Source organism: Cronobacter sp. EKM101R (assembly GCF_963888145.1).
Classification (GTDB): Bacteria; Pseudomonadota; Gammaproteobacteria; order Enterobacterales; family Enterobacteriaceae; genus Cronobacter; species Cronobacter turicensis.
Genome location: NZ_CAWPHW010000045.1, coordinates 1 through 293, shown reverse-complemented (window position 1 = coordinate 293; position 293 = coordinate 1). Strand labels below are relative to the sequence as shown.

Below are 293 nucleotides of genomic sequence, written 5' to 3'. Positions count from 1 at the left end.
GAATTCCCTGCCGCGCAGCGGGCTAACAGCGCGTTACAGATCGCCATTATCTGCCGGCTGTTCATCTGGCCAATCTGAGAGATCCAGAGTTCGGACGGTGCTGAACCGTTCTTGAGTTCCCAGCGGTTCGAATATATTTCCGCCATGACTTCCCAGAACGTCCACGCCCTGTCCTCGGCCTGCGAGTTTCTGTGCGCGTGCGGCGCGTATCCGTTTAACGGCTGCGTTTGCAGTGGATTCGGTGTCCGGTTCTGCATGATTTGTACCTCGTGATAACTGATTGTGCCCTGCAC

General features: G+C 56.3%; 1 pseudogene. It reads right to left on the bottom strand.

The annotated features are described in order from the left end of the window. Positions 1–257: pseudogene (locus AACV31_RS19170) on the bottom strand (replication protein P); the annotation flags it as partial. Between the last annotated feature and the right edge of the window lie 36 nt (positions 258–293).